At 71.0% G+C, this 21,297-nt stretch carries 17 protein-coding genes and 1 pseudogene; 6 read left to right on the forward strand and 12 right to left on the reverse strand.

The window, feature by feature from the left end:
- The coding region (locus E1295_RS29560) for a DUF1996 domain-containing protein (RefSeq protein ID WP_132634900.1) at positions 1-919 on the forward strand (919 nt) is incomplete at its 5' end.
- Positions 920-985: 66 nt separating this feature from the next.
- Positions 986-1,819: a ferric reductase-like transmembrane domain-containing protein gene (locus E1295_RS29565; RefSeq protein ID WP_132634903.1), complete on the forward strand. Its 834-nt coding sequence runs from the start codon at positions 986-988 to the stop codon at positions 1,817-1,819.
- Positions 1,820-1,853: 34 nt separating this feature from the next.
- On the opposite strand, the pseudogene E1295_RS29570 reads toward E1295_RS29565, so the two are convergent.
- A pseudogene (locus E1295_RS29570) lies at positions 1,854-3,046 on the reverse strand (RNA-guided endonuclease InsQ/TnpB family protein); the annotation flags it as partial.
- A gap of 218 nt (positions 3,047-3,264) precedes the next feature.
- Here E1295_RS29570 and E1295_RS29575 point away from each other — a divergent pair.
- Positions 3,265-4,851, forward strand: coding sequence for an NADH-quinone oxidoreductase subunit NuoF family protein (locus E1295_RS29575; RefSeq protein ID WP_132634909.1), 1,587 nt, complete (start codon positions 3,265-3,267; stop codon positions 4,849-4,851).
- 26 nt (positions 4,852-4,877) lie between these two features.
- On the opposite strand, the gene E1295_RS29580 is transcribed toward E1295_RS29575, so the two are convergent.
- The gene (locus E1295_RS29580; protein ID WP_166427464.1) at positions 4,878-5,546 is read right to left on the reverse strand and encodes a L,D-transpeptidase family protein; all 669 of its coding nucleotides are present in this window, start codon (positions 5,544-5,546) and stop codon (positions 4,878-4,880) included.
- 242 nt (positions 5,547-5,788) lie between these two features.
- On the opposite strand from E1295_RS29580, the gene E1295_RS29585 reads away from it, so the two are divergent.
- A complete protein-coding gene (locus tag E1295_RS29585; RefSeq protein WP_132634915.1) occupies positions 5,789-6,424 on the forward strand; it encodes a GNAT family N-acetyltransferase in 636 nt (211 codons plus the stop codon).
- A 277-nt stretch (positions 6,425-6,701) separates the two neighbouring features.
- Here E1295_RS29585 and rhaS read toward each other — a convergent pair whose 3' ends face one another.
- From rhaS to E1295_RS29615, 6 genes are all read right to left on the reverse strand, one after another.
- Positions 6,702-7,772: a rhamnose ABC transporter substrate-binding protein gene (gene rhaS, locus E1295_RS29590; protein WP_132634918.1), complete on the reverse strand. Its 1,071-nt coding sequence runs from the start codon at positions 7,770-7,772 to the stop codon at positions 6,702-6,704.
- Complete coding sequence (locus E1295_RS29595) at positions 7,769-8,755, reverse strand: ABC transporter permease (protein WP_132634920.1); 987 nt, start codon at positions 8,753-8,755, stop codon at positions 7,769-7,771. Before E1295_RS29595 ends, rhaS begins: the two co-directional genes overlap by 4 nt.
- Positions 8,748-9,785 (reverse strand): ABC transporter permease, encoded by a 1,038-nt coding sequence (locus tag E1295_RS29600; RefSeq protein WP_132634923.1) that lies wholly within the window; start codon positions 9,783-9,785, stop codon positions 8,748-8,750. The genes E1295_RS29595 and E1295_RS29600 overlap by 8 nt, the downstream gene beginning before the upstream one ends.
- Positions 9,782-11,278, reverse strand: a complete 1,497-nt coding sequence (locus E1295_RS29605) for a sugar ABC transporter ATP-binding protein (RefSeq protein ID WP_132634926.1) — start codon at positions 11,276-11,278, stop codon at positions 9,782-9,784. Before E1295_RS29605 ends, E1295_RS29600 begins: the two co-directional genes overlap by 4 nt.
- A gap of 105 nt (positions 11,279-11,383) precedes the next feature.
- Positions 11,384-12,385, reverse strand: coding sequence for an AraC family transcriptional regulator (locus E1295_RS29610; RefSeq protein ID WP_132634929.1), 1,002 nt, complete (start codon positions 12,383-12,385; stop codon positions 11,384-11,386).
- 106 nt (positions 12,386-12,491) lie between these two features.
- On the reverse strand, positions 12,492-12,833 hold the full coding sequence (locus E1295_RS29615; RefSeq protein ID WP_246080490.1) for a reverse transcriptase domain-containing protein: 342 nt from the start codon (positions 12,831-12,833) through the stop codon (positions 12,492-12,494).
- Between the two features lie 413 nt (positions 12,834-13,246).
- On the opposite strand from E1295_RS29615, the gene E1295_RS51195 reads away from it, so the two are divergent.
- A complete protein-coding gene (locus E1295_RS51195; protein WP_246080492.1) occupies positions 13,247-14,923 on the forward strand; it encodes an alcohol dehydrogenase catalytic domain-containing protein in 1,677 nt (558 codons plus the stop codon).
- On the opposite strand, the gene E1295_RS29630 is transcribed toward E1295_RS51195, so the two are convergent.
- Genes E1295_RS29630 through E1295_RS29640 form a run of 3 tightly spaced genes read right to left on the reverse strand, consistent with a single transcriptional unit; the run spans position 14,910 to position 18,768 of the window.
- Complete coding sequence (locus tag E1295_RS29630; protein ID WP_132634932.1) at positions 14,910-16,874, reverse strand: acetoacetate--CoA ligase; 1,965 nt, start codon at positions 16,872-16,874, stop codon at positions 14,910-14,912. The genes E1295_RS51195 and E1295_RS29630 overlap by 14 nt on opposite strands.
- 57 nt (positions 16,875-16,931) lie before the next feature.
- Positions 16,932-17,789 (reverse strand): serine hydrolase, encoded by an 858-nt coding sequence (locus E1295_RS29635; RefSeq protein WP_132634935.1) that lies wholly within the window; start codon positions 17,787-17,789, stop codon positions 16,932-16,934.
- A gap of 49 nt (positions 17,790-17,838) precedes the next feature.
- Positions 17,839-18,768 (reverse strand): LysR family transcriptional regulator, encoded by a 930-nt coding sequence (locus tag E1295_RS29640; RefSeq protein WP_132634938.1) that lies wholly within the window; start codon positions 18,766-18,768, stop codon positions 17,839-17,841.
- 87 nt (positions 18,769-18,855) lie between these two features.
- Between E1295_RS29640 and E1295_RS29645 the strand changes: the two genes are divergently transcribed.
- Positions 18,856-20,445: a penicillin-binding transpeptidase domain-containing protein gene (locus E1295_RS29645; protein ID WP_132634942.1), complete on the forward strand. Its 1,590-nt coding sequence runs from the start codon at positions 18,856-18,858 to the stop codon at positions 20,443-20,445.
- Between the two features lie 76 nt (positions 20,446-20,521).
- Here E1295_RS29645 and E1295_RS29650 read toward each other — a convergent pair whose 3' ends face one another.
- Positions 20,522-21,268, reverse strand: coding sequence for an HAD family hydrolase (locus tag E1295_RS29650; RefSeq protein ID WP_132634945.1), 747 nt, complete (start codon positions 21,266-21,268; stop codon positions 20,522-20,524).
- Positions 21,269-21,297 lie beyond the last annotated feature (29 nt).

A 21,297-nucleotide genomic window follows, 5' to 3' on the forward strand; every position in this document is an offset into this window, starting at 1 on the left:
GCAGGGAACGGCGTCGCCCTCTCCCTCCCCCACCCAGAGCGGCGACGGGAATGACTGCGACCTGGGCCCGTTCCGCCAGGACTTCGTCAACATCCGCCAGGTCCAGCAGGTCAACGAGCCGCGGATCGGCAGGGACGGCTCCCGCGGCTCCTTCATCTCCCGCTGCGGCACCAACCAGAACCGCCACAACAACCCGGCCAACTTCATCGTCGCGCCCGGCGTGGCCAACGGGGCTCACCACCTGCACGACTACGTGGGCAACCTGTCGACGGACGAGTTCTCCACCGACGAGAGCCTGGCCGCGGCGGGAACCACCTGCCGGCTGGGCGACAAGTCCACGTACTACTGGCCCGTGATCAGGGACCGCACGTCGGACGAGAACGCCGGCGACCCCGACGGCAACGTCGGCCGGCTGCTGCTGCCCCGCGCCGCGACGCTCCAGTTCCGCGGCAACGCCACCGACGACGTCGTGGCGATGCCGAGGTTCCTGAGGTTGATCACCGGTGACGCCAAGGCGGCCACGAACGGCACCGCCAACGCCAAGGCCGGCTGGAGCTGCTCGGGATTCCAAAATCGCATAAGTCCCGACAAATACACGCTTTGCCCGCGTGGCAGTCAGGTTCTTCGTATCCTGGACTTCCCTAGCTGCTGGGACGGCCAGAACACCGACAGCGCCAATCATCGGACGCACGTGGTCTTCCCCGACCAGAACGGTGCCTGCCCTCAGGGCACTCGGGCGATTCCCCAACTCCGCATGACCCTGGCGTACAACGTGCCGCAAGGTGCGTCGTACGCCGTGGACGCCTTCCCCGAGCAGAAGCACAATCCGGTCACCGACCACGGCGACTTCGTCAATGTGATGCCCGATCGGCTGATGCAGACCGTCGTCTCCTGCATCAACCGGGGCCGCCGTTGCTGATCTGACATGCCCTCACGGGCACCAGCCTTCCGAGTCGCACCCTCACCCGACCTTGGAGGGAAATAGATGCTCCACAGACGATCCCCCCGGCACGCCCCCACCAAGCTGGACACCAGAAACGTCCGGCTGGGGGCGAGCGCCCTGATCACGGCAGTCCTGTTGTCGGCGTTCGCGCTGACCAGGACCGAACGCGGTGTGGCGCTGCTCGGCCGGGGGGTGGGCTTCCTCGAGTTCTACGCGGGCGTGTTCGCCCTGGTGCTGCTGACCGCGACGGTCGCGCTCGGCCTGCTCACCACCGAACGCGTCTTCCTGTCACCGGCCAACCGGGTCAGGGCCCAGCTCGCGCACAGAGCCACCGCGTTCATCGGGCTGGCGTACCTGATCACGCACATCACCCTCATGATCAGCCTGGGACACGTACCGCTGGGGGCGGCGGTCGTTCCGGTCGCCGGGATCTACGTGGGGTTCGGCGCGCTGGCCTTCGACCTGATGGTCCTGGCCGTGGTCACGGGAATGCTGAGGGGGCGCTTCGCCGTCCGGACCAGGCCGTGGATGTGGCGGATCCTCCACGCCGCCGCGTACGTGGCCTGGCCGGTCGGCATCATGCACGGGCTCACCGCCGGTCGCCCGCCGGCCGGCTGGGTGGCCTGGTCCTACGTGGCCTGCCTGGCGGCGGTCGGCTCCGCGCTCTGCGTGCGGGTGCTGGCCTCGCTGCGCCGGCCGCCGACCGTGGCGGAAAGAGTCGAAGGGCCGGCGGTGGCGACGCCGGCAGCGGCGGGCGTACCGAACGAACGGCCGCAGAAGGTCGCGGCCGCCGCAGGCTCCCGCGGTGCCGCGGTGAACGTCAACGCACCCGTGAGCCTCGCCGAGGCCCGGCGCAGATACAGGGAGGCCGGTTGACATCCTCCCCCTCCTGAAGGAGGGGGATTCCCACGGTCGCCCGTGAGGGTTCCTGCTTCACAGCCGGTTGCCCGTCCGAGAGGACTCTCGTTGAGGTCTTACACCCGCTCCACAGGCGTTTCAGCTCTCCGCCAGCCCGGCGGCGAGCACGTTCCTGGCCGCGTTGACGTCCCGGTCATGGACCGCGCCGCAGGCGCACATCCACTCCCGGACCTTCAGCGGCATCGTCTCCCGCAGGGCCCCGCACGCCGAGCACAGCTTGGAGGAGGGGAACCAGCGGTCCACCGCCACGAGCGTGCGCCCGTACCAGGCGGCCTTGTACTCCAGCATGCCGCGCATCTCCCGCCACGAGGCATCGGAGATGGCGCGGGCCAGGCTGCGGTTCTTCACCATGGTGCGGACGGTCAGGTCTTCCACGGCGATCACTTGATTTTCGCGAACAAGCCGTGTCGTGACCTTGTGCAGGTGATCCCTTCTACGGTCGGCGATCCGGGCGTACACCTTGGCGACCCTGGCCCGGGCCTTGGCGCGGTTGGCCGACCCCTTGGCCTTGCGGGCCAGGGCCCGCTGAGCCTTGGCCAGCTTGCGCCGATCGGCGCGCTCATGACGCGGATTGACGATCTTCTCGCCGGTCGAGAGTGCCGCCAGCGCGGTGATGCCCGCATCCACACCGACGCTCTGCCCGGCAGGCGGGAGCGGGCTGATCTTCTCCTCGACCAGCAGGGACACGAACCAGCGCCCCGCAGCATCCTTCGACACGGTCACCGTGGACGGCTCCACGCCCTCAGGAAGAGGGCGCGACCATGCGATCGCCAGCGGGGCCTCCATCTTCGCCAGCGTCAACCGGCCCTCGCGCCACCGGAACGCCGAGCGGGTGTACTCGGCCGACGCCCGCGACTTCTTGCGGGACTTGAACGTGGGGTACTTGGCCCGCTTGGCGAAGAAGTTCGCGAACGCGGCCTGAAGATGGCGAAGCGCCTGCTGAAGAGGGACCGACGACACCTCGAACAGGAAGTCGTATTCTCCGCTGCGCTTCCACGCCGTCAGGCGCGCGGAGGACTCCACGTAGGAGACACGACGGCCTTGCAGCGTGTAGGCGCGGGTCCGTTCTTCCAGGGCTTTGTTGTAGACGAGGCGGACGCAGCCGAACGTCCGGGCAAGCTCTTCGGCCTGCTCGGGGGTCGGGTAGAAGCGGTACTTGAAGGCCCGCTTCACGATCTGCGCCACGCCTCACATCCTACCGCGCGATCAGCTGATAATCGTGTGTGTGTTCTATATGGCGGTCCGCCTGGCGGCGAATCGCCTCACCCTGCCCTGCTCCGCAGGGGACCGATTCCTCCCCCGCCTGAAGGCGGGAGTCTTCCTCAGAGGTATCCGATGAGCCTGCCCGCGACGACTGATCAGGAGCGACCGTGATTCCGGCCCGAGTTCCCCGGGTTTTACGCATGGGTCCGGCCCGGCTCACCGCCGGGCTCGACCACTGCCGCAGGCTCGACCTGCCCGCGCACCGCACGCTCCACGGGGTGATGGAGCCGCGCGAGCTGGGCGAGCTCATCTCCCATGCCAACGACGTGGACATGCGCGGGCGGGGCGGCGCGGCCTTCCCGTTCGCGCGCAAGCTGCGTGCGGTCGCCGACGCGGCCGGCACGGGCGAGAGCGTGGTGCTGGTCAACGGCGCCGAGGGCGAGCCGGCCAGCTCGAAGGACGCCATGCTGCTCACCCGCAACCCCCACCTGGTGCTGGACGGCGCGGTGCTGGCCGCCGAGGCGCTGGGCGCCCGCGAGGTGGTCGTCGCCACGGCCGGCGGCGAGGTCGCCGAGGCGTCCGTGGCCGCCGCCGTGGCCGAGCGCCGCGCCGCGAACGTGTCGGGCGGCGCGGAGAGCCGCGTCCCGATCCGCGTGGTCGGCATCAAGGAGAGGTTCATCTCCGGCGAAGGCGGCGCGCTCGTCAAGGCCGTGAACGGAGAGGAGGGCATCCCGCCCGGCCGCAAGAAGCGGGCCGCGACGAGCGGTGTGGACGGCCTGCCGACCCTGCTGTCCAACACGGAGACGTACGCGCAGTTCGCGCTGCTGGCGGAGTACGGCCCCGAGAAGTACGCCGAGATCGGCACCAGCAAGGAGCCCGGCACGATCCTGCTCACCGTGAGCGGCGGCGCGGCGAAGGGCGCGGTCATCGAGGCGCCCACGGGCACCTACCTGGCCGACGTGCTGGCGCTGACCGAGGCCGAGATCGGCGACGGCGTGCTCATCGGCGGCTACCACGGCGCGTGGTTGTCCGCGGAGGTCGTCCAGACGGCCGTGCTCTCGCGCGAGGGCATGAAGCTGGCCGGCGCGACCCTCGGCGCCGGGATCATCGTCCCGCTCGGCGAGTCCACCTGCGCGCTCGGGGAGGCCGCCAGGGTGGCGGCCTACCTCGCGGCCGAGTCCGCGGGCCAGTGCGGCCCCTGCCGTCTCGGCCTGCCGGACATCGCCAGGGCCATGTACGCGCTGGTCGAGGGCACGGGGTCGGTGGACGCCGTACGCCGATGCGTGCGCGGTGTCGAGCGGCGCGGGGCGTGTTTCCACCCCGACGGCACGGCGAAGTTCGTGATGTCGGCGCTGGACGCGTTCGAGACCGAGATCGCGCAGCACCTGGAGCACGGCTCGTGCGGCCGGCCGATCCGCGGCGTGCTGCCGATGCCCGAGCGGGAGGCACCCCCCGAGTACCGGCTGGAGGTGGACTGGTCCCGCTGCCAGGGGCACGGGCTCTGCGCGCATCTGCTGCCGGAGTTCGTGGACCTGGACGACTACGGCTTCCCGTCGTTCAGGAACGTCCCCGGCTACCTCGCCAAGGAGGCGCGGCGGGCGGTCGACATGTGCCCGGCGCTGGCCCTGCGGCTCGCGCGGACGACCGGGGACGGCCCTGCGCCCGCCGGCTCGCCGCTGAGGCTGGTCAAGGACGGCGTGCTCAAGAAGGCCGGGGCGAGCGTGCCCAGGCTGACGCGCGTGGGCACCGGCCCGAACGTCTCACGAGTCGGAGGCACTGCGGGGTGACGCGACATATCCCGATTTTTCAGGAATTACCATTTCTGTCGCACATATACCGGCTCTCCCATGCCCACGATTGTGTAGAGCCGTTTGGACGTTTCCATCGGGACGCGTACGCACCCGTGGGACGCCGGCCGGTTCGGCACCTTTGTGGAACCGTGCATGGCGATGCCGCCGACGAAGTAGAGGGAGTTGTACATCGATCCGAGCGGCCCGGTCGTCCACCCGGGCGCCCGCCGGTTGACGCGGAAGTCCCCCACGGGCGTGACCGCGTCACCGCAGCGCCCCTTGAGGCACCAGCGTCTCTGGGCGCCGCTGGAGATGTGCGAGATCAGCTCGGGACGGTGGCCGCGGTAGACGATGAGCAACTGGTCGCGCAGCCTGACCTCGACCCGGTTCGCCGGGCCGTTGGGCACCAGCGGGCGGGTCTTGAGCCGCCGGTCGAGCGCCCGCCAGACCTCCGGCCCCACCGCGCCCCTGGTCTGCATCCTGTGGCTCTTCTGCAGTGCCCAGACCGCGAACTTCGTCTGCTCGTCGTAGCGCCCGTTGATCTTGCCGAAGTAGTAGCGGCCCTGGCGCAGCCCCCGCTGGAGGCGCTCGACCTCCTTGCCGCGATCCCCCGGCCGCAGGAGGGGCACCTTCACCTCGGCCTGCTCGACCGGTATGGGATCGCTCCTGTCCGCCATGGCGGGTACGCCCATCAGCAAGGGCACCCCACATCCGGCGACAAAAGCGCCGATTCTCCGAACCTTTATGATCATAATTCGATGCCTACCCACCTCGTCGAGAATTCATCTCATGTATGGGTTTTGTCCGGTAAAGGCAGCGAATTTACAAATCCAGCCATAAACGGGCATTCCCCATTTATTCGACTATCGACGTCAGGGCGCGGCCGGCGAAAATCGTTCGCGCACCTCCGCGTCGCCTGCCAGCATGCGGTGGTATGCGAAACTGGCCCCTGTTCGACCTGTCCATCACGACGCCTCGCCTGGAGCTGCGCCTCCCCTCGCTCGACGACCTCGACGAGCTCGCGGACCGCGCCGCCGAGGGCATCCACGACGCGGGAACGATGCCGTTCATGTTCCCCTGGTCGGACGCCGAGCCCGCCGAGCGGGCCAGAAGCACGCTGCAGTACCACTTCCGCGCGTGGGGCTCGCTCACCCCGGAGAAGTGGTCGATCGACTTCGTGGTCGTGTACGACGGCCAGGTCGTCGGCACCCAGGGCCTCGTGGGCACGTCCTTCGCGGTCACCCGCCAGGTCAACACCGGCTCGTGGCTGGGCCGGCGTTTCCACGGCAAGGGCATCGGCACCGAGATGCGCAGGGCGGTGCTGCACCTCGCCTTCGCCGGGCTGGGGGCGCACCACGCGACGACCGAGGCGTTCGAGGACAATCACGCCTCGCTGGCGGTGACGAGGAAACTCGGCTACCGGGAGGACGGCATCACCCTCCACGACCGCCAGGGCAAGCCGGCGGTCACGCGGCGCTTCCGCCTGGCCAGGGAGGACTGGCAGGAGTCACCGGGCTACGAGCTCCACAACCTGCCCGCCTGCCTGCCCCTCCTCGGCCTCGGCGGCTGAGCGCCCGGCGGCTCCGGGCGCTCAGACGATCTCGACGTCGGGGGAACGCGCCACCATGCGGCGTGGTCGGCGGCGCGGTCGATATCGGCCAGCAACCTGTCGCCGGCGAGCGTCAGGCAGGATCGATGGAACTGTGTCAGTCCATCAGCATCCGGATGCATACCTGGCCGCGGCCAGGGTCGTGGACGAAGAACGGCGGCCCCCGTACAGGGACCGCCGAGCCGGGTCTGTCGGGCCGACGGCACGCGGCCCGGTTCCGGGCCGCGCGCCGTCGCACTCAGAAGTCGAACTGGTCGATGTTGGAGGCGTCGAAGGTGAACGGCGGCCCGAGGATGACCTCGCCGTTCTTGCCGATCGTGCGCTCCCCCAGCTTGCCCGCCTTGAACGTCTCGCCCTCGGCTCCGGTGATCTGCCCCGACACCAGCGCCGCCGCCGCGTACGACGCGAGGTAGCCCAGGTCCTTCGGGTTCCACAGGGCGAACTTCTCCACCGTCTTGTCCTTGACGTACTGGCGCATCTGGTTGGGCGTGCCCAGCCCGGTCAGCACGACCTTGCCCTTGTACTTCGAGCCCGAGATGTAGCGGGCCGCGGCCGAGACGCCGACGGTGGTGGGCGAGATGATGCCCTTCAGGTCGGGATAGGCCTGCAGCAGGCCCTGCGTCTCGGTGAAGGACTTCTGGTCGTCGTCGTCCCCGTAGGCGACCTTGACCAGCTTCATGTCCTTGTACTCCGGCTTGGCCAGCTCCTCCTTCATGAACTCGATCCAGGTGTTCTGGTTCGTCGCGTTGGCCGTGGCCGACATGATGGCGATCTCGCCCTTGTGGTCGATCATCTCCGCGAGCAGTTGCACCTGGCTGCGGCCGACCTCTTCTGAGCTGGCCTGGTTGATGAACAGGTCACGGCACTGCGGCGCGGCGTCCGAGTCGTACGACACGATCTTGATGCCCTTGGCGCGGGCCTGCTGGAGCGGGCCGCAGACGGCGTTGGCGTCGTTGGCGGCGATGAGGATCGCGTCGTGGCCCTGCTGGGTCAGCGTGTTGATGTAGGAGATCTGGGACGACGCCGACGCGTCGGACGGGCCGACCTCCTTGGCCTCGCCCTTGAACTCCTCGGCCGCCTCGATCCCGGCCTTGTCGACGATCACCTCGTACGGGTTGTTGATCTGTTTCGGCAGGAACGCCAGCTTGATGCCCTCCTTGAGCGGCGCGTCTGGGTTCGCCGAGGCGGCGGCCGAGGAGGCGGGCGCCTGCTGAGGAGCGGCGGTGACGGACGATCTCGTGGTGCCGCCGCAGGCCGCCACGCCGAGGACGAGCAGCGTGGCGACGGCGGTCAGGCGCATCGGGGTCATGGGGTTCCTTTCAGGGCCGGCCTGATGAGGGAGACGAGGCGCGGGGTGAGCACCGACACGATGAGGAGCAGCCCGGTGACGATCGACTGGATCTCCGTCGACACGTCGCCGAGCATCAGCAGGTTGCGCAGCAACCCGATGAGCAGCACGCCGGCGATGACCCCGCCCAGCGTGCCCTTGCCGCCGTCGAAGTCGACCCCGCCGAGCAGGACCGCGGCGATGACGGCGAGCTCGATGCCCAGGCCGTTGTCGGCGCGGGCGGAGCCGTACCGGAGGGTGAAGACGACACCGGCGAACGCCGCGATCGTGCCGGAGAAGACGAACAGCAGCAGCTTGATGCGCTTGACCCGGATGCCGGCGAAGAAGGCGACCTGCTCCTGCGCGCCGATGGCGTAGAGCGAGCGGCCGAAGCCGGTGGCGTGCAGCACCACCCCGACGATGACGGCGAGCAGGACGAACAGCGCGATCGGGTAGGGGATCGGCGTGCCGGGCACGTTCCCCACGGCCAGCGCGACGTAGCCGGGCGGGAACTGGGCGATGGCCTGGTCGCCGAGCACGACGTACGCCAGGCCGCGGTAGAGGGCGAGCGTGCCGATCGTGACGGCCAGCGAGGGCAGGCCGAGCCGGGTCACGAGCAGCCCGTTGACCAGCCCGCAGACGGCGCCGACGAGCACCACGAGCGGGATGATCGTCTCGATGGCCATGCCGCCGTCCCACATGGCGCCGACGAGCGCGCTGGACAGGCCGAGCACCGAGGCGACCGACAGGTCGACCTCGGCGGCCACCACCAGCATGGTCATGGCCAGCGCGATGAGCGCGATCTCGCCGAGGTCGCTCAGCGCGAACGACAGGTTGCCGGTGGTCGCGAAGCCCGGGGTGCCGAAGGATCCGGCCGCGAACACCGCGACCAGCAGCGAGGCCACCAGGACGTCCCACCGCAGGATCCTGCCCATGCCGAGGCGGCCGCCCCCTTGGTCACCCATGACGGCTCCTGTTCCTGAGCAGGCGGGCCACCCTCATGGCCAGCACCCGGTCGACGCTGATGGCGAGCAGGAGCAGCGCGCCGGTGATGGCCTGCTGCCAGAAGGGGTTGACCCGGAGCACGACCAGGGCGCTGCCGATCGTGGTGAGCAGCAGCGCGCCGAGCGCGGCCCCGTACACGCTGCCGACCCCGCCGGTGATCGCGACGCCGCCCACCACGACGGCGCTGATCACGATCAGCTCCCAGCCGTTGGCGGAGTCGCCGATGACCGTCCCGAACCGGGCCAGCCAGAGCACGCCCGCCAGTCCGGCCAGGCAGCCGCTGACGAGGTAGGCGGTCAGGATGCGGCGGCGCACCGGTACGCCGGCCAGCCTGGCCGCCTCCGGGCTGGAGCCGATGGCGTAGAACTCCCGGCCGCTCGGGTAGGAGCGCAGGTAGTAGCCGATCAGCAGCATGAACACGAGCGTGATGAGCGGCAGGTACGGAACGCCCAGCACCGCCCCGTTGCCCAGCGACAGCAGCGCGGGCGGCAGGTCGACGGCGTTGATCTGGCGGCCATGCGCGATGTAGTGGTCGACGCCCTGGATCACGTAGAGCGTCCCGAGTGTCACGACCAGCGCGGGGACCCGGCAGAAGCTGACGAGGAGCCCGTTGAGCAGGCCGCAGGCCGCGCCGACCGCCACCCCGAACACGACGCCGGGGACCAGGCCCCAGCCGCTCGCGAGCACGTCGGCGGTGACGAACGCGACCAGTCCCACCACGGAGCCGACGGACAGGTCGAGGTTGCGGGTGATGACCACGACGGACTGCCCGACGGCCAGCAGGGCGAGGATCGCGGTGTTGAGCAGGATGTCCTCGATGCCCTGCCCGGACAGGAAGTTGGGGTTGACCGCGCCGGTCACGCCGACGAGCAGGACGAGGGCGATGACCAGGCTCAGCTCGCGCGCCCTGAACACCAGGTCGACCAGGCTTCGTGCGCTGCGCCCGCCGGGGGTGCGCTCGGGCGGCGCGGCCACCGCGGATCCGGTCACGCGGCCCTCCCGGTTGCGGCGCTCATCACGCTCTCCTCGGTCGCCTCGGCCCGGGGGATCTCGGCGGCCAGCCGGCCCTCGTGCATGACCAGCACGCGGTCGGCCATGCCGAGCACCTCCGGCAGCTCCGAGGAGATCATGAGCACGGCGATGCCCTGGCCGGCCAGCTCGGACAGCAGCCGGTGCACCTCCGCCTTGGTGCCGACGTCGATGCCGCGCGTCGGCTCGTCCACGATGAGCACGGACGGCCGCGTGGCCAGCCACTTGGCGAGGACGACCTTCTGCTGGTTGCCGCCGGACAACACCCCCACGCCGTCGGCCAGCCGGGCGAACTTCAGCTGCAGGCGCAGTGCCCAGTCCCTGGCCCGGTCGCGCTCGGCCGTGCGGGAGATGGCCGGCCCCCGGCGCAGCTCGCGCAGGCCGGTCAGCCCGATGTTGCGCTCGATCGACAGGTCCATGACGAGCCCCTGCTGGCGGCGGTCCTCGGGGACCAGGGCCAGCCCCGCCTTCATGGCGGCCGTGGGGCTGCCCGCGGGCAGGGCGACGCCGTCCACCGTGACGGATCCGGCGTCCCAGCGGTCGATGCCGAAGACCGCCCGCGCCACCTCGCTGCGGCCGGCCCCGACCAGCCCGGCCAGGGCGACGATCTCGCCCCTGCGCACGTCGAACGACACGTCGGTGAACACGCCCTCGCGGGTCAGCCGCTCGACCTTCAGGGCGACCTCGCCGACGGCCGCCTCCTCCTTGGGGAACAACGTGGCGACCTCGCGGCCCACCATGCGGCGGATCAGGTCGTCGTGGGTGAGCCCCTCGACGGGCTCGCTGGCGATCCAGGCGCCGTCGCGCAGGGTCGTGACCCGCTGGCACAACGCGAAGATCTCGTCCAGCCGGTGGGAGATGAACAGCAGGGCGCACCCCTGCTCGCGCAGCGCCTGCGCCACCGAGAACAGCCGGGTCACTTCGTGGCCGGAGAGCGCGGCCGTCGGCTCGTCCATGACCAGCACGCGGGCGTCCCTGGAGATCGCCTTGGCGATCTCGACGAGCTGCTGGTCGGCGATGGACAACCCGCGCGAGGGCTGCTCGGGGTCGAGGGCCACGCCGAGCCGCCCGAACAGCTCCCTGGTACGCGCGTGCATGGCTCTGCGGTCGATCCGGCCGAGACCGCGCCGGGGCTGGCGGCCCATGAAGATGTTCTCGGCGACGGACAGGTCGGGGAAGAGGGTCGGCTCCTGGTAGATGACGGCCACGCCCGCCTGCTGGGCGTCGGCCGGTCCGGCGAAGTCGACCGGCTCGCCTCCGAGCAGCACCTGGCCGCTGTCGGGGCGGTGCACCCCGGCCAGCGTCTTGACCAGGGTCGACTTGCCGGCGCCGTTCTCCCCCGCGAGCCCGTGCGTCTCGCCGGCGAACAACTCGATGGAGACGTCACGCAGTGCCCGCACGGCGCCGAACGACTTGCTGACGTTCGCCAGAGCCAGCGTGGGGGGTGCGGCCATCCATCCTCCGACAACAAACGTTTTAACGGGTGGCTGTCCGGAATCTAGGCGTTGTATCCAGCAAGCGTCAATGCCTTCATCCAAGGTATGACGGCATTGTGATTGCTACGTTTTAACCACGTCGCGAGCCTGGCCGAACACAGCCGGCCGCCGGCTCCGACCGGGTGGCGGCGCGAGCCGGGCGGCGGCCTCACGGCGATACCGGCCGGGCGACATGCCGTGCTCCCGCTTGAAGGCGTTGGCGAAGGCGTACTCCGAGCCGTAGCCGACCCGGGCGGCGATCTCCCCCAGCACCGCGTCCGACTCCCGCAGCAGCCGGGCGGCCGTGGCCAGGCGCCACCAGGTCAGGTAGGTGAGCGGCGGCTGTCCCACCAGCGCCGTGAACCGCCGGGCGAAGGCCGACCTCGACAGGCCCGCCCGCTCGCCCATCTCCTGGACGGTCCACGGACGCGCCGGATCCCGGTGCACGGCGTCGAGCACGGCGCTGATCCCCGGATCGGCCAGGGCCGCCGCCCAGCCGCCGACCTGGCAGCGCCCCGGCTCGGCGGCGAAGCAGGCCCGCAGGATGTAGAGCAGAAGCATGTCCAGGAGCGACGTCACGATCGTGTCGGCGCCCCCGCCCGGCCGCTGGACCTCCGTGCTCAGCAGGCCGATCGCGGCGCTCAACTCGGCGTCCCGGCCGAGCGCCCCCGGCAGGTGCACCAGGTCGGGCAGGTCGGCCAGGATGGGGTGGGCGCGGCTCGCGTCGAACCGGTAACCACCGCACAGCAGCACCGTCGCCGCGCCCTCGCCGCCGAAAGAGTCCGCGGCGAACAGGCCGAGCTCATCCTCCAGCGGGTCGCACGCGGGCTCGGCCGGTGGGGTGGACACCGTGTCGGCCATGGCGTAGCCGTGCCCGCGCGGGGAGAAGAGCACGTCGCCCGCCGCCAGCGCGATCGGCTCGCCGTCCGGTGGGATCAGCCGGCCGGTCCCCTCCAGGACGACCTGGAACCCGGCCGAGCCGGGGACCGTCGGGAACCGCTGACCCCAGGGTGCGTGCCACGCGACGCGGGCCGCCCGGGGGCGCCCGGTGCGCATGAGCGCGAGCACGTCACTGAGCACGTCCATTGGTAGTCAGGGGCGCGGTGCGGTGAAGGCCCGGTTCCCCATCCCCCTTTCAATCCGTACGTGCGGTTTTCCCGCATACGGCTTACCGATGATCTTCTTGACATGGTTACGCTGCCTTCGGATAGCGGATCGTGCCCCGCAGGCGATGCAGGCCGTGCCCGTTGAACCACTCCTCAGTCCATTGCGCCGTCTGACCGGCTCGCAGGTTACGTCCCCGCTTCTTGATCAACAGACGGCGCAGACGCCAGACCACGTAATCGTCGATCTGGAGGAACTTGCGAGAGGCGTTCCCGGTTCGGACCCGGCCCTCTCTGAGGTCAACGATCTTCGTCTTGTCCGGGTGCAGCCTCAGCCCCAGCGATGCGAGGATGCCCTCGACCGCGTACAGGACCGCTCTGGCCTGGGTTTCGCTGCGGCACAGGACGACACCGTCGTCGGCGTACCGCACCAACTCGCCCCCACCACGCCTGGCCAACTCCATACCCCGGAAGAACCCGGCGGGCTGACCCCGGAACAGGGCCCACCAAGCATGGCCTTCGCCGGGACATGAGCGGCTCGGCTTCTCCGTTGTAACTCTGACGAGGCTGCAAGGTTCGCTCAACGCTACGGCCCGCGTGCTCGCTCCCTCCAAAGAGGCTCTTGACACCCGCTCAGCCCGCCATATCTCCACGACGAACCGGGGCCTGCTACCGGGCGCTCCGATGCTTACCCGGACGGGACTTTCACCCGCAGGCCTGGACCAGCTTCCAGGACGCAACATGGACCGGAGTCTAAGACGATGACGTATGAAATACGCGCTGATGACGCATTGGAAGTCTCGATGGGCGCTCCTACGGTTGCTGGCGACGAAAGGAACGTTCTATGGGTACGGTTCTGGTCACCGGGGCGACCGGCACGGTCGGCAGCCAGGTGGCGAAGCAGTTGCGGGCGGCAGGCGCCGAGGTCATCCCCCTGAGGAGGGGTCATGCGGGCGGCGACCTCGAAGACCCCGGGTCATTGCCTCTCGACGGGGTGGAGTCGGTGTTCCTGGTGTGGCCGTTCGCGACGGCCGAGGGTGCGCGGGCGGTGGTCGACGTGCTGACCGCACGTGCCCGCCGCGTGGTCTACCTCTCCTCGGCCGCGGTCCGCGAGCACGAACACGAGGTCGAGCGGCTGATCGAGGAGTCCGGGCTGGAGTGGACGTTCCTGCGCCCGCACGCCTTCGCGGCCAACACGCTGCGGTGGGCCAGGCAACTGCGGGCCGGGGTCGTGCGCGCGCCGTACGGCCGGGCCGCCATGGCCCCGGTGCACGAGCGGGACATCGCGGCGGTCGCCGTACGGGCGCTGCTGGAGGACGGCCACCACGGCGCCGCCTACGTGCTGACCGGCCCCGAGCAGATCACCCAGGCCGGCCAGGTGGACGTGCTCGCCGAGATCGTCGGATTCCCGGCGCGCTGGGAGGAGGTCCCGCCGGACCACGCCCGCGAGGAACTCCTGGCCGGAGGATGGCCCCCGCCCGCCGTGGACGAGGCCCTCCAGGCTCAGGCCGCCCTGGTGACCGCCCCGCTCCCGGTCACGCGGACCGTCGAGGAGGTCACGCGGAGCGCCGCCCGCACGTTCCGCGAGTGGGCCGCGGAGCACGCCACGGCTTTCCGCACCGCCCCCGTCCCTGACAGCACCATGCGCGCCGCCCGGATCCACGCGTTCGGCGGCCCATCGGTGATCCGGCACGACCGGATCCCGGTGCCGCGACCCGGCGCGGGAGAGGTGCTGATCGAGGTGGCGGCCACGTCCTTCAACCCGGCCGAGATCGGCCTGCGCTCCGGCCTGCTGACCGACGTCTTCGGTACGAGCCTGCCGCGCACCCTGGGCTGGGACGTCTCCGGAACCGTGGTCGAGACCGGCGCGGGGGTCACCGGCCTGACCCCGGGCGACCGCGTGTTCGGCCAGGTGGACGGCGCCGCGGCCGAGTACGTGACCGCGCCCGCGAACATGCTGGCCAGAGCCCCGCAGAGCATCCCGCTCGCCCACGCGGCCACCATCCCGGTGGCCGGGCTCACCGCCTGGCAGGCGGTCCACGAGCACGCCCGCATCACCAGGGGACAGCGCGTGCTGATCAACGGCGCGGGCGGCGGCGTCGGCATGTTCGCCGTCCAGCTCGCCCGGCTGGCGGGCGCGGTCGTGACGGCCACGGCGAGCCCGCGCAGCGCGGCGGCGGTCAGGGGATACGGTGCCGACGAGGTGATCGACTACACCGCCACGCCGCTGCCCGACGACCTGGACGTGCTGCTGAACCTGGCCGCCGTCCCCGCGCGGGACGCCGAGGCGCTGGCCCGGCCAGGCCGCACGGTGGTCACGATCGCCACCCCGATCGAGGGCGGCACGCACTTCGTGACCCGCAACGACCCCGGTCAGCTGACTCGGTTGGCGGCCCTGGTGGACCGGGGAGATCTGGTCGCCGTCCCGTCCGAGTGCCACCCGCCGGCGGCGCTGGCGGAGATCCACCGCAGGGCGGAGTCGGGGCGCACGCGCGGGAAGATCGTCATCACACCGGTCTGAAGTGGCTCAGCACCTCGGGGTTGGCCATGGCGTCGGGGTTGGCCGCCTGCTCGACGGGGGTGCCGAGCAGGATCTTGCGTACGGGCACCTCCAGCTTCTTCCCCGACAGCGTGCGCGGGATGCCGGGCACGGCGTGGATCTCGTTGGGCACGTGGCGCGGCGACAACTCGGTGCGCAACGCGTCGCACAGGGCCCGCTGGAGCGGCTCGGTGAGCTCGGCCCCTTCGGCGAGCGTGACGTACAGCAGGAGGCGCCCCTCCTGGCCGAGCTGGCCGGTGTCGATGACGAGGCTGTCGGCGATCTCCTCGAACCGCTCGACGACCCGGTAGAACTCGCTGGTGCCCATGCGGACGCCGCCGCGGTTGAGCGTCGAGTCGGAACGGCCGTAGATCACGCAGCTGCCGTCCTCGTTGATCTTGATCCAGTCGCCGTGCCGCCACACGCCGGGGTAGACGTCGAAGTAGCTGCCGAAATAGCGTTCGCCGGACGGGTCGTTCCAGAACTTCACCGGCATCGACGGCATCGGCCGGGTCACGACCAGCTCGCCCACCAAGCCGGTGACCGGCTTGCCCGCGGCGTCGTACGACTCCACCTTCGCCCCCAGCGACCGGCACGGGATGATGCCGGCCCTGACCGGGTGGAGCACGGTGGCCCCGACGAAGCCCGTGCAGACGTCGGTGCCGCCGGAGAACGACCCGAGCGGGACGCCCGGCAGCTCGGCGGCCAGCCACGCGAACCCCTCGGGAGGCAGCGGGGAGCCGGTCGAGCCGACGCCGCGCAGCTTCTCCAGCCCCTCCGGGTGCAGGCCGGCCTTCAGCGAGGCCATGATGTAGGGGGCGCCGACCCCGAAGTAGGTCACGTTCTCGGAGTCGGCGATCCGCCACAGCGCCGCCGGCGACGGATGGGTGGCCGAACCGTCGTAGAGCACCGGCGTGGCCCCCACCAGCAGGGCGCCGATGAGGTAGTTCCACATCATCCAGCCCGTGGTCGTGTACCAGAAGAACACGTCGCCCTCGCCCACGTCCTGGTGGAAGGTGAGCGACTTGAGGTGCTCCAGCACGACGCCGCCGTGGCCGTGCACGATCGGCTTGGGCAACCCGGTCGTGCCGCTGGAGTAGAGGATCCACAGCGGATGGTCGAAGGGCACCCGCTCGAACTCCAGCGGCCCCTGCTCCGCCCGCAGCCCTTCCCAGCCGATCACCTCGCCGTGCGGCGGCTCCGTGGCGTGCGGGGAGGCCGGCTCGGCCCGCTGCGGCGCGCGGCCCTCACCGGCCGCCGCCAGGTAGGGGATCCACACGGTCGCGCGCAACGACGGCAGCGCGGCGGCGATCTCGTTGACGGCCGCGGAACGGTCGTAGCTCTTGCCGTTGTAGTGGTAGCCGTCGACCGCGATGAGCACCTTGGGCTCGATCTGCGTGAACCGGTCGACGACGCTCGGCACGCCGAAGTCGGGCGAGCCCGCCGACCAGATCGCGCCCAGCGAGGCGGTGGCCAGGAAGGCGATGAGGGCCTGCGGGATGTTGGGGACGTAGGCGGCCACCCGGTCACCGCGCCCCACGCCGAGGCGGCGCAGCCCGGTGCGCACGCGGGCGACCTCTTCGCGCAGCTCGTCGTGGGTCAGCTCCTGGCGGGCGCCGTCTTCGGAGACGAACACCAGGGCGGCGCCCCCGTCACGCGGGCGCAGCGCGTTCTCGGCGTAGTTGAGCGAACTGCCGGCGAACCACGTGACGCCGGGCATGGTGCCGGACACCACGGGCCCGTCGCCGCGCTCGCCGATCACGTCGAAGTAGTCCCAGATCGACGTCCAGAACTCCCCGGGGTGGTCGACGGACCATCGCCACGCGTCCTCGTAGGAGGCCGGCCGTCCCAGCCACTCCAGGTAGCGGGTCAGCCTGGCCGACGCGACGACCTCTTCACCCGGCTCCCAGACAAGCTCGCCCTCAGCAACCATGTTCCCATCCTGTCGCCTGATCAACGGAAAGTCATACCCGGACTTCCCCACAAGTTGCTACCTCCGTAGGTGGTCCACCGCCATACGCGCGGCCGTGCCGATCACCGCGTCGGCGCGCGGCTGGTTGAGCGCGGTGCTGAAGGAGCGGGTGAACACGGCCACCGCGTAGCGCCTGCCGTCGGGATATTCGACGACGCCCGACTCGGTGCGCAACGTCGGGGCCGTGCCGGTCTTGCCGCTGACGGCCACGTCGTCGTACGGGAAGCCGGAGGCCAGCCGGTGCGGCCAGACCTGTTTGTTGAGCGCCGCGCGCATCCAGGCGCACGACTCGGCCGAGGCCGCCTCGTCCCGCCAGATCAGCCCGAACAGCGCGGCCATCTCGCGCGGGGTGCTCCGGTTGGTCCGCTCCGGGTCGAGGGCGCGCAGCCGGGCGACGTCGTCGGGGTCGACGAAGGGCCACGGGTGGCCGGCGTCCTCGCGCATGCTGTCGTTGAACTGCTGGCAACTGTGCAGCACGCGCGTGCCGTGCAGCCCCAGCGCCGCCAGCATCGTGTTGACGGCCTCGCGCCCGACCCTGGCCAGCAGTACGTCGGCGGAGCCGTTGTCGCTCACGGCGATCATGAGGTAGGCCAGGTCGCGCAGCGAGAGCGTCACCTCGTCCAGCATGGCCGAGATGCCCGTCGGCCCCGACGAGCGGCCGGCCGCCGGCACGGTCACCCGGTCGGAGGGGTCGAGCAGCCCGGCGTCGGCCTGCCGGCAGAACTCGACCAGCAGCGGCACCTTGAACATCGACGCCGTCGGCAGCGGCGCGTCGGCCCCGTGGCCGATCTCGCGCCCCGAGTCGATGTCGGCGGCGTGCAGCCAGCCGCTCACGCCGGCCGTGCGGAACAAAGTGTCGAAGTCGGGCGCGCTCATATGCCCTCCCCCGCGGGCCGCCCGCGCGTGTGCCGGTCCGTGCGCGCGCTCATGCCAGCATCCCCGGCCTGCGGCTGATCCGCCGTGCGGGTACGGCTCCCTCGTCCGTCATCCCCGCTCTCTCCTTCAGTGTCCGTACGGCCACGGCGGAGAAGTCGCCGATCACATCGTTGACGGACGCCGTCGCCACGCGCCAGGCCGTGGAGACCCGGGACATGATCGGCGAGCCTAGCAGCGGCCGCCAGGCCAGCCCCGGCAGCTCCGCCTTCGGCCCGAACGCCACCGCCGCCCCGGCCAGGACCAGCCCGAGCCCGGCGCCCTGGTGCACCTGCGTGGGGACGAAGCCGTGGCGCCGGCACTCCGACAGCACCTCCGCGTGCAGCCCCGGCTCGCCCTCCATGGGCGGCATCAGCAGCTCGCGTCCCGCCAGGTCGGCCAGGTGCACCTCGCCGACGGCGGTCAGCGGGTCGTCCTCGGCCAGCAGCACGCCCTGCGCCTGCACCAGGATCCGGCCGTACTCCAGGCCGGGCGCCGAGACGGGGTGGCGGACCAGGCCGACGTCGATCGTGCCCTCCGCCAGCGCCGCCACCTGGTCAGCGGTCCAGATCTCGGCGGGCGCGAGGCGTACTTCTGGCTTGATCTCGCGGAAGCCGGCGACGAGCGCGGCGATCGCGGCGGGGGCCAGGTCGGGCGGTACGCCGACCTTGAGCACCGTGCCCTGGCCCTGCCTGGCCAGCTCGTGCAGCCGGTCGACCCTGGCCACGATCTCGCGGGCCTCGCCCAGCAGGAGCCTGCCCGCCTCGGTGAGCCTGACCTGGCGGGCCGAGCGGTCGAACAGCCGCACGCCGAGCTCCTCCTCCAGGCGCTTGATGCGCTGGCTGAGCGGCGGCTGCGCCATGCCGAGCCGGATCGCGGCGTTGCCGAAGTGCAGTTCCTCCGCGACCACGGCGAAGTAGCGGAGGTGTCGGACGAGGTCCATGAACAGCAAATATATCCAGACTTATATCTCTAAGGCAGCCATATCAGTATTGGACACTCATGCTTCCACTCTGATGTCCTCTCCGTCATGGCACCACAAACGGGGACAAACTATGCTTACCTGCGTCCCGAACACCCGCCCCGGCGGCGCGGGCGGCGATGGCCGTGGATCGTCGCGGGACTGCTCGTCCCGGTCGTCGTGGCCGGCGGCGTCATCTGGGCGCTGCGCACGCAGGGTTCGCCGGAGCAGACGGCCGACGACTACCTCGCGGCCTGGTCCGGCCAGGACTACGCGGCCATGCGGGAGCTGGTCGCCGACCCGCCCGCCGACTTCGAACGCCGGCACCGGCGCTTCCTCGCGGACCTCAAGGCCACCAAGGCCGGCTTCCACCGTCCCGAACCGTCGGGCGACGGCGTCGTCGGCTTCGTCGCGACGTTGACGGGGGAACACGACTGGCGTTACAGCGGAAAGCTCAAGCTGGTCGAGAGCGGCCGTACCTGGAAGGTGGCCTGGAGCCCCGCCACCCTGCACCCGCTGCTCCAGGAGGGCCGCTCGCTACGGGTCATCACCGAGCAGGCCGACCCGCCCCCCGTCGTGGCCGCGGACGGCACCACGGTCAGCACCCCGGACGCGCCCGGCTCCGTGCAGCAGCTCGTCGCGGGCATCAAGCAGACCCTTCCCGACCGCTTCGCGACACCGCGCCGCTCCAGAATCGACCTGTACGAAGGCGGCAAGGTCCTCAGAAGCGTCGTGAAACCCGAGGGCGACCGGCCGGTGCGGACCACGGTCGACCTGAAGGTGCACCGGGCGGCGGCCCGAGCGCTCGAAGGCGTGTCGGAACCGCGCTCCCTGGTGGCCCTGCGGGCCTCGACCGGGGAGATCCTCGCGGCGGTCAACGCGCCCGGCGGGTTCAACCGGGCGCTGCTCGGCAAATATCCGCCGGGCTCGACCTTCAAGGTCGTGACGGCCTCCGCGCTGGTCGCCGACGGGACCGAGCCGGCCCAGCGGGTCGCCTGCCCCGCGGAGCGGAACATCGGCGGCTTCCCCTTTCACAACGCGGGCTACAAGGACTTCGGCACGCTGCCGTTCCGTGACGCGTTCGCGCATTCGTGCAACACCACGTTCGGTGAGCTGGCCGTGGCCGAGCTGAACGGCGGCCGGCTGGGCGAGGTCGCCAAGAGCTTCGGCTTCGGCGTCCCGATCACGCCGGGGGCGCCCGCCGTACGGGCGGAGTTCCCCGCCCCGAAGGACGACACCGACCTCGCCTCCGCCGCCATCGGGCAGGGCAGGGTGCTGGCGAGCCCGCTGAACATGGCCTCCGTCGCCGCCGCCATCGCCTCCGGCGCGTACCGTCCGCCCACGCTCGTCAAGGACGAGCGCATCCCCAGCGCGCAGCCGTCGCGGCCGCGCCCGCTGGAGAAGGGAGTGGTGGCCGCGCTGCGCGACCTCATGCCCGCCGTCGTCACCGACGGCACCGCCAACGCCGTACGGTTCCCGCCCGGCACGGCCGGCAAGACCGGCACCGCGGAATACGGCTCCGGCAAGGAACCGCCCTCGCACTCCTGGTTCATCGGCTACAAGGGCGACCTGGCGTTCGCTGTGGTCGTCGAGGGGGGCGGGGCCGGCTCCGCGGTGGCGGCCCCGATCGCGGCCCGCTTCCTCAGGGCCCTGCCCTGACCCCCGGGACCGCGGTCCAGACAGAGCCTTGACCTAGGGGCGCGGTCAGGACAGGGCCCTGACCCAGGAGCCGCGGTCAGCCGGCCTTGCGGTCCATGGGGGACGTGAGGCCGGCGACGGCGGCCACCACCTCGGACGCGTTGGACAGGTCGGGCAGCACGAGGTCGGCGCCCGCCTCACGCAGCTCGGCCACCGTGGACCGCCCGGAGGCGACCCCGATCATGGCGGCACCGCCGATCTTGGCGGCCTGCACGTCACGGGTGGAGTCGCCGATCACCACGGTGTTGGCCGCGGTGAACGGCGTCCCGAGGCGCTGCTTGGCCCGCGACTGCGCGACCTGCAGCAGCGTCGCCTTGGGGTAGACCTCCTCGCCGTAGCCGCCGAGCTCGAAGTCGACGTACTTGTCCAGCTTGAACGCCCTGAGCTTGTGCACGGCGTTGCTCTTGATCGTGCCGGTCAGCACCGTCTGCACCACACCGTCGAGCTTGGACACCGACTTGAGCGCGTCTTTCGCCCCGGACATCATCCGGCCTTCCTTGGCCAGCCGCCCGCGCCGGTCGGCGAACGCCATGGCCAGCGCCGCGAGGAACTTGGGCAGGTGGGCGTCCTCGGCCTGGACGCCGTTGACGGCCAGCGTCTCGAAGACGATCTCGGAGTCGGGGCGGCCCAGCGGGGGAACGAGCTTGACCAGCGGTCGCCCGGTCACGAGGCGGAACGCCTCGGCGTAGGCGTCCCTGGTCACGATGGCGACGTCGACCAGGGTCAGGTCGACGTTCCAGAGCACAAGGCGGTTGATGGCGGCCTCCTGAGGGGGGTGATCCATGCCAGGGTACGGCCGCCGGCGGGCTCAAG

It is taken from the genome of Nonomuraea mesophila (assembly GCF_004352805.1).
GTDB classification, from domain to species: domain Bacteria; phylum Actinomycetota; class Actinomycetes; order Streptosporangiales; family Streptosporangiaceae; genus Nonomuraea; species Nonomuraea longispora.

Bases quoted from the DNA above. Each gene is read 5' to 3' on its own strand.
- E1295_RS29640 (WP_132634938.1), bottom strand. From the start codon at position 18,768: ATGGACCTCGTCCGACACCTCCGCTACTTCGCCGTGGTCGCGGAGGAA.
- E1295_RS29645 (WP_132634942.1), top strand. From the start codon at position 18,856: ATGGCACCACAAACGGGGACAAACTATGCTTACCTGCGTCCCGAACAC.
- E1295_RS29580 (WP_166427464.1), bottom strand. From the start codon at position 5,546: ATGGGCGTACCCGCCATGGCGGACAGGAGCGATCCCATACCGGTCGAG.
- E1295_RS29585 (WP_132634915.1), top strand. From the start codon at position 5,789: ATGCGAAACTGGCCCCTGTTCGACCTGTCCATCACGACGCCTCGCCTG.
- E1295_RS29595 (WP_132634920.1), bottom strand. From the start codon at position 8,755: ATGGGTGACCAAGGGGGCGGCCGCCTCGGCATGGGCAGGATCCTGCGG.
- E1295_RS29650 (WP_132634945.1), bottom strand. From the start codon at position 21,268: ATGGATCACCCCCCTCAGGAGGCCGCCATCAACCGCCTTGTGCTCTGG.
- rhaS (WP_132634918.1), bottom strand. From the start codon at position 7,772: ATGACCCCGATGCGCCTGACCGCCGTCGCCACGCTGCTCGTCCTCGGC.
- E1295_RS29630 (WP_132634932.1), bottom strand. From the start codon at position 16,874: ATGGTTGCTGAGGGCGAGCTTGTCTGGGAGCCGGGTGAAGAGGTCGTC.
- E1295_RS29575 (WP_132634909.1), top strand. From the start codon at position 3,265: ATGGGTCCGGCCCGGCTCACCGCCGGGCTCGACCACTGCCGCAGGCTC.
- E1295_RS29635 (WP_132634935.1), bottom strand. From the start codon at position 17,789: ATGAGCGCGCCCGACTTCGACACTTTGTTCCGCACGGCCGGCGTGAGC.
- E1295_RS29610 (WP_132634929.1), bottom strand. From the start codon at position 12,385: ATGGACGTGCTCAGTGACGTGCTCGCGCTCATGCGCACCGGGCGCCCC.
- E1295_RS29565 (WP_132634903.1), top strand. From the start codon at position 986: ATGCTCCACAGACGATCCCCCCGGCACGCCCCCACCAAGCTGGACACC.
- E1295_RS29605 (WP_132634926.1), bottom strand. From the start codon at position 11,278: ATGGCCGCACCCCCCACGCTGGCTCTGGCGAACGTCAGCAAGTCGTTC.
- E1295_RS51195 (WP_246080492.1), top strand. From the start codon at position 13,247: ATGGGTACGGTTCTGGTCACCGGGGCGACCGGCACGGTCGGCAGCCAG.